General features: G+C 66.5%; 7 protein-coding genes. 4 read left to right on the top strand and 3 right to left on the bottom strand.

Annotated features, from left to right (window positions below; translation table 11 throughout):
- The 3 genes from AX690_RS16960 to AX690_RS16955 all read right to left on the bottom strand — a co-directional run.
- Positions 1-694 (bottom strand): flagellin (locus AX690_RS16960; RefSeq protein ID WP_066730497.1); only part of this gene is annotated, 694 nt, incomplete at its 3' end.
- A gap of 239 nt (positions 695-933) precedes the next feature.
- Positions 934-1,083, bottom strand: a complete 150-nt coding sequence (locus AX690_RS23005) for a hypothetical protein (protein ID WP_156449712.1) — start codon at positions 1,081-1,083, stop codon at positions 934-936.
- A 68-nt stretch (positions 1,084-1,151) separates the two neighbouring features.
- Entirely contained in the window at positions 1,152-3,989 is a 2,838-nt protein-coding gene (locus AX690_RS16955) for a TIM-barrel domain-containing protein (protein WP_066682072.1), read from the bottom strand.
- Positions 3,990-4,215: 226 nt separating this feature from the next.
- On the opposite strand from AX690_RS16955, the gene AX690_RS16950 reads away from it, so the two are divergent.
- The 4 genes from AX690_RS16950 to AX690_RS16935 all read left to right on the top strand — a co-directional run.
- Positions 4,216-5,130, top strand: coding sequence for a 2-dehydro-3-deoxygalactonokinase (locus AX690_RS16950; RefSeq protein ID WP_066682069.1), 915 nt, complete (start codon positions 4,216-4,218; stop codon positions 5,128-5,130).
- A 5-nt stretch (positions 5,131-5,135) separates the two neighbouring features.
- Positions 5,136-5,744, top strand: a complete 609-nt coding sequence (locus tag AX690_RS16945) for a 2-dehydro-3-deoxy-6-phosphogalactonate aldolase (RefSeq protein ID WP_066730496.1) — start codon at positions 5,136-5,138, stop codon at positions 5,742-5,744.
- A 211-nt stretch (positions 5,745-5,955) separates the two neighbouring features.
- Complete coding sequence (locus AX690_RS16940; protein WP_066682064.1) at positions 5,956-6,684, top strand: FadR/GntR family transcriptional regulator; 729 nt, start codon at positions 5,956-5,958, stop codon at positions 6,682-6,684.
- Between the two features lie 89 nt (positions 6,685-6,773).
- Positions 6,774-7,031, top strand: a 258-nt coding sequence (locus AX690_RS16935) for a helix-turn-helix transcriptional regulator (RefSeq protein ID WP_197426895.1), incomplete at its 3' end; no start/stop codon positions are given.

Raw genomic sequence — 7,031 nt, 5'->3', positions numbered from 1 at the left:
GGTTGCCCACGCCGGCGTCCAGGCTGTCTTGCAGCTTGCCGATGAAGGTCAGGTGGGTGTCGAGACCGATCGAGGCGGTGCCGAGGGCGGCCAGCTTGTTGGTGGCGGTGCCGATGGCCTTGTCGATGGTGGCGATCATCGTCTTCGCCGCGGAGGCGGAGGCGAAGGTCGGCGTGGCGCTCAGACCCAGACCGCCAACGGTCAGGGTTTGGGCGGTGACCGTCAGGCCCGAACCATCCGAGTTGGCGAGGAAGACCATGGACGCGACGGAGCCGGTGGCCAGGCTGGCGCCGTTGAACTTGGAGTTCGTAGCGGCCTTGGTGATCTGCTTGTAGAGCGAGTCAAAGTCCGACTTCAGCGCGTTGAAAGACGCGGTGTTCAGCGAGGTGTCGGAAGCGGCCAGGGCCTTTTCCTTCATCTTGCCGAGCAGGTCGGTGATGGTGTCGCCGGCGGCCAAGGCCACGTCGATCGTGGACTGACCGCGTTGCAGCGAGTCCTTCACCGAGTTCAGCGATTGGGCGTTGGCCGACTGCGTCTTGGACATGGCCCAGACGGCGCCGTTGTCCTTGGCGCTGCCCACCTTCTTACCGGTGTTGATGCGCTGTTGGACGGTGCCAAGCTCGGCGTTGGTGGCGTTCAGATTTTGCAGGGCGATCATGGCCCCGGAGTTCGTATTGATGCTGTTCAGCGCCATAACGAAACAACTCCTATTCGAGGTGTTCCGGTGTCCCTTTGACGACCGGCGGGCGTTTTACCCGTGAACAGTATCCGACAACGTACTTTCGACTTCGTTTAAAGAAACAAGATAAAGAATTAAGTTATCGAGCTATATTGTTAATGGTGAATATGAAATTCACCTCATCTATATCTAAATTGATAACCAGTTTGTCTCAATTTGACACAGGCTGACGGTCAATATGCATCACTTTCAATTCAGGACTGCGCACTCAGCCGCCCCGACGGGGCTTCCAGAGCCTCGGGCGGAACGCGACGCGAGCGGCAGGGCCGCGCCGCCGCGCGGACGGTCACGAAAAACGCCAACGCCTTCCAGGCGCCGGACAGGAAACGACGGTGACGACGCATTGAGAGAGCCTCCTTGCCCTTCTTCCAACGAAGGAGAGGCGCGCAGGCTCCCTCGAAACCGGGGCGACCTATTTGGGGCGCATCGCCGTCACGAGCGCTCCGGCGTAGTCGATCGTCGCGTCGGCCGTATCGAACGCCCCGGATTTCACGCCCGGGCCGACGAAGCGCACCTTGAACGTCCGCCGCTCGACCATGCCGTCGTAACGGCCCGAGCGAGCGCCGATGGTCAGGCGGCCGCTGGCCTCGTCATAGCTGACCGGGATGCGGCTATAGGCCCCGCGCTGGTAGGCCATCGACAGGCCGTCGTCCTCATAGAGCTCGAAACGGCCGTCCTGGCCCGTATAGACGACGAAGGTGATCGGCGCGTCGGGCTTCTCCCCGACATACTGCTGGACCTCGGTGGTCGGCACGATCGCGCCGGCCTTGACGAACAACGGCATGCGCGCGAGCGGCGCCTGAGCCTTGATCGTCTGGCCGCCCGCGTGACGCTGGCCGGTCTCGAAGTCGTACCAGGCCGCGCCAGCCGGCAGATAGACCTCGCGCGAGCGGGCCTTGAACGCCGTCACCGGCGCGACCAGGAAGGCCGAGCCGTAGAGGTATTCGTCATCAACGTTCCGCGCCTTCAGGTCATCGGGGAAGTCCATGACCAGGCCGCGCATGATGCTGGCGTCGCGGTGATAGGTCTCGCCCGCCAGGGTCTGGGTGTAGGGCATCAGCCGGTAGCGCAACGCGTCGTACCAGGCCAGGCTCTGGTAGATCTCGGAGCCTTCCGGCGCGAGGTTGTAGATCTCGCGGTACGGGAACTCGCCGTGACTGCGGAACAGCGGCGAGAAGGCCCCGAACTGGAACCACCGCAGGTTCAGCTCGCGCCACTCGTCCAGGTGCTTTGGGTCCTGATTGGTGTAGCGATCCTCGACCGAGAAGCCGCCGATGTCGGTGGTCCAGTTGGGCACGCCGGACATCGAGAGGTTCACCCCCGCCGAAATCTGATCACGGAAATCGTCCCAGCGGGCGACGACATCGCCGCTCCACAACGCCACGCCGTGACGCTGGATGCCGCCGAACCCTGAGCGCGACAGGATGAAGCTGCGCTTGTTCGGATCGAGCGCATGCTCACCCTCGAAGACGCCCTGGGTGTGGATCAGCGGATAGGAATTGAAGAACTCCGCGCCCGGCCCCATCGCCGTTGGGCCCATGCGCAGGGTGCGCTCGGGGATGTCGAGGTTGGAGTGCATGTCCGGCTCGTCGCTGTCCATCCACCAGGCGTCGACGCCGTAGCGCTTCAGGCTGTCCTTGACCTGGCGCCAGTAGATGTCGCGCGCTTCCTTGGAATAGGGGTCGTAGAACGAGTTCAGATAGCCCGGCCCCACCCAATCGACCGCGCCCTGCTCGATGTTGCGCTTGTACATGTGGCCCTTGGCGTCGAGCTCCTTGAAGTGCTCGGTCCACGGATAGAACTTGGGCCAGATCGAGATCATGAAGCGGCCGTTCATCCCGTGGATGTCGTCCAGCATCTTCTGGGGATCGGGGAAGCGGGTCTCGTCGAACCTATGGCTGCCCCACTGGTCGTCCTTCCAGTAGCGCCAGTCCATCACGACATTGTCGATCGGCAGCTTGCGGTCGCGGTACGCCTTGAGCACCCCGACGATCTCTCCTTGCGTCTCGTAGCGCTGGCGGCTCTGCCAGAAGCCATAGGCCCAGCGCGGCAGGGCCTCCGCCTTGCCGGTCAGCTGACGATAGCCGCTGACAACCTGGTCGAGATTGTCCCCCGAGACGAAGTAGTAGTCGACCGCGTGGGCGACGTCCGAGGTCAGGGTCAGCGACTTCTGCTGGGCGGCGGGCAGCGGGTCGTTGTGCAGCAGGGCGATGTAGCCGTCGTCCGGCGTCCATTCGATCCGCACCTTGTGGCGCGTTCCGGCCTTCATCGGGACGGTGAAGTTGTGGAACCACGGGTTCCAATTCTGCCGCCAGCGATCGATCTTCAGCTGGCCGTCGACCCAGAGCTTGGCGTAGCTGGACGAGTACAGCTTGAACTTCTGGACGCCGCTGGTCTTCGGCTCGACAGAACCTTCCCAGACCACGCTGGCGCCCTTCAGAGGCTTCTTGTCGGCGCCGGTCAACTCGACCGGCCAGTTCGGCAGGTCCTTCAAGTGCTGGTAGTTCACGTCCCCCTCGACGCGAGTCAGCTTCAGCTGACCATTGACGAAGTACTTGGCGGTGAACCCACCAGCCTTGCCGCTGGCGTCGAACAGCTTCAGGTCGCGCGAGGCCAGGGCGTAGGGCGTCGGGTCGCCGAAACGGGTGATGCCGTTATTGTCCCAGAGGACGCCGTAGTTGCGGGTCGACAGCACGAACGGGATGGCGATGGCGCGATTGTACTGGGCCAGCTCGACGTCCTGGCCGTTGTAGTTCATCTGGCCGTTCTGGTGCTGGCCCAGGCCATAGAAGCCTTCATCCGTACCCGGATTGAACCGCTGGCTGATCGCGTAGAAGCCCTCGCCGTCGATGCTCAGCGGCTTGAACGCCGAGCGCCCCTGCTCGGCCAGGACGGTCTTGCCGGCCGCGTCCTTGAACGACACCGCGCCGTCCTTGAGCGCCACTTCGGCGGTGGCCTTGCCGGCCTTCAACACAACCTTGCCGCCAGCCTCCGACACCGTGAAGCCCGAGGCCTTCGGCGCGGCGATCACCATCAGGCTCGGCGGCGCCTTGATCTCGTCGGTCGGCGAGGCGGTGACGCGGATGATGCGGTCGCTCATCACCTGCAGCCGGACCCTCTTGGCCGGCCCGGACGCGGGCGTGACGATCACCCCGTCGGCGGTCCGCTCGAAGTCCAGGGCCAGGGCCGAGGTCGAGGCCATCAGAGCCCCCAGGCAAACCGCCGCCGCACGCCAGGCGCTCATCCGCATCCTCCCTCGCCGAGCGCCTTGATAGCGCTATCAATCGTTCGGGAGACACTCGCCGGGCGAGGGCCGCTTGGCCAGCCCCCAAGTGGTCGTATGCAGCGCGATTGCGCGGCTCCATATTGTACTATAATTCCACCCGCGGAGTGGGCGATATCAGCGCCGCGTTAGGGACGATCATGAGCGACGGGCACACGGGACGGCGACGCGCGACGGCGAAGGCCAAGGCCTGATGGACCAGGATGTCGTGATCGTCGGCGACTGGGGCACCTCGCGCCTGCGGCTATGGCTGCGCCAGGGCAAGAGCGTCATCCATCGCCGCGACGGGCCGGGCGTCTCGGCCCTGACCGACACCCCCGAAAAGACCTTCCTCGACCTGGTCGGCGACTGGCGCGAAGCTAAGCCGACCGGGGCGCTCCTGTGCGGCATGGTCGGCTCCAGCATCGGCTGGACCCTAGCGCCCTACGCCCCCTGCCCGGCCGATCCGGCGGCGATCGCGCGGCGCACGATCCGGCTCGAGGCCGACGGCCTGCCGGTGACGCTCGTCACGGGCCTGTCCTGTGTGAACCCGCTGGGCGGCCCCGATGTGATGCGCGGCGAGGAGACCCAGGTCTTCGGCGCCTTGTCGCTGAACCCGGCCCTGCAGACCGGCCGCCACCTGCTGGTCCTGCCCGGCACCCACAACAAGTGGACCGTGGTCGAGGACGGCAAGGTCACCGGCTTCGTCACCGCCCCGGTCGGCGAGACCTTCGCCCTGCTCAAGAAGCACTCGACCCTGGCGGCCGGCGGCGGAAGCCAGGCCGACGGTTCGGCCGAAGGCTTCGCCCTCGGCCTTTCCCGCATCGCCGAGCATGGCGCCGCGCGCCTGACCCACCTGATGTTCGAGACCCGCGCCCGCCAGCTGCTGGACGGCATGAGCCCGGCGGACGCCATGGGCTATCTGTCGGGCCTGCTGATCGCCGCCGACGTGGCCGCCGCGCGCGACTGGTTCGGACCGATGACCGCCGTGACCGTGATCGGCGCCGGCGCGCTCAGCGACCTCTATGTCCAGGCCCTCGCCAAGATCGAGGTCGGCGCGTCCGTCGTCGATGGCGACGCGGCCGTCCTGGCGGGCCTTTCCGCGATCTCCAGATCCCAAGAGAAGTGAAGCTTATGACCCACGCCGCCCCGCCCCCCATCGTGGCCATCCTGCGCGGCGTCAAGCCGACCGAGATCGTCGACGTCGCCGCCGCCCTGGTCGCCGCCGGGATCAGGGGCATCGAGGTGCCGATGAACTCGCCCGATCCCCTGGAGAGCATCGGCAAGCTGTGCGACGCGTTCGGCGACCAGGCCCTGTGCGGCGCCGGCACGGTGCTGGCGCCCGAGGTCGTGGACCAGGTCGCCGGCGTCGGCGGCAAGCTGATCGTCACGCCCAACACCGACGCCGCCGTGATCACGCGCGCCGTCGAACTGGGCCTGACCGCCATGCCGGGCTTCGCGACGCCGTCGGAGGCCTTCGTGGCCGTGAAGGCCGGCGCCAAGGCGCTGAAGCTCTATCCGGCCAGCTCGTTCGGCCCCAGCCACATCAAGGCGGTCAAGGACGTGCTGCCCAAGGACATTCTCGTCTACGCCGTCGGCGGGGTGGGCGCGGCCAATCTCGAGCCGTGGCGGGCGGCGGGCATCGCCGGCATCGGCGTCGGCGGCGAGCTCTACCGCCCAGGCTACACGGCCCAGGAGGTCGGCGAGCGCGCCGCCGCCCTGGTCGCGGCCTGGGGCGCCTGACGCGGAGGCGGCGACGCGAGGCCAAACACGCAAGGAGATAGGCTACGACAGTCCTCTCGCATTTTGGCCTTGCCCTCCGCGTGAACGCTCTTGCCGAAAACGGGCGGCGCGGCTGTATTCGCCCCAATAGATTCCGCGGTTCGGCGGACCCGAACACCATAGGGAGCAGCGGCCATTTCACAGCCGCCGCCAGAGGAAAGAAGATTCGTCAATGCGCACCCAGCCTGGCCTGAGCCTGACCTACGGCCTGGTGGAGCAGCTGGGGCAAGCGATCGTCACCGGCGAATACGCCGCGGTGGGCTTCCCGACCGAGGGCGAGCTGTCCAAGCAGTTCGGCGCCAGCCGCACCGTCACCCGCGAGGCGGTCAAGATGCTGACCGCCAAGGGCCTGCTCAGCGCCCGCCCGCGCCACGGCACCGTCGTGGAGCCCGAGGCCGAGTGGAACATGCTCGACCCGGATGTGCTGCGCTGGCTGCTGGAACGCAAGTTCTCCCTGCGCCTGCTGGCCGACTTCACCGAGATGCGGCTGGGCATCGAACCGGCCGCCGCGGCGCTGGCCGCGCGCAACGCCGACGAGGCCGGGCTGGAAGAGATCCGCAAGGGCCTGCGCCGGATGAAGGCCGCCGCCGACGGCGAGGACGACCCGCTGTCGGCCGACATCGCCTTCCACATCGCCATCCTCGACGCGACCAAGAACCCATTCTATCGCGAGCTGCACGAGCTGGTGAACACGGCCCTGCGCATCTCGATCCGCTTCACCAACCGCATCAAGGGCCGCACCGCCTCGATCCCCTCGCACGAGGACGTGGCCGAAGCGATCATCGCCCGCGACGCGGACAAGGCTCAGGCGGCCATGCGCGAGATCATCGTTGACGTGCTGGAGCTTATTCGAGCCGCTTCGCCGGGCACGGAATCCGAGACCGCTCGCCGCGACGGGTGAGCGCCTCGAAAACGACTCGCCCGCCCTATGGCTAAGGTTTAATGTGGCGACGCTTGGCCTAAAGGCGTCGGACCCTTAAAGTTCTTGGCATGGACAAGGGCGATCCCTCTGTGACGGACCAGGTCGAGGCGCTCGACCGTCTCACCGAGCGTGAGCGTGAGTGCTTGCGCCTGGTCGATCGGCACATGAGCTCCAAGGAGATCGCCCGGGAGCTCGGCCTCTCCAAGCACACCGTCGACTGGCATCTGGACAAGGCCCGCCGCCGCCTGGGCGCGGTCGATCGCTACGACGCTGCGCGCCGCGTCTTTGATCGGGCCCGCCCCACGGGCGCCTCCGCGATCCCGCCC

Origin of the sequence: Caulobacter sp. CCH9-E1 (assembly GCF_001556515.1) — a bacterium.
Lineage (GTDB): Bacteria > Pseudomonadota > Alphaproteobacteria > Caulobacterales > Caulobacteraceae > Caulobacter.
Note: the sequence above shows the minus strand (reverse complement) of the source record. Positions and strands in the feature narration are given on the sequence as shown.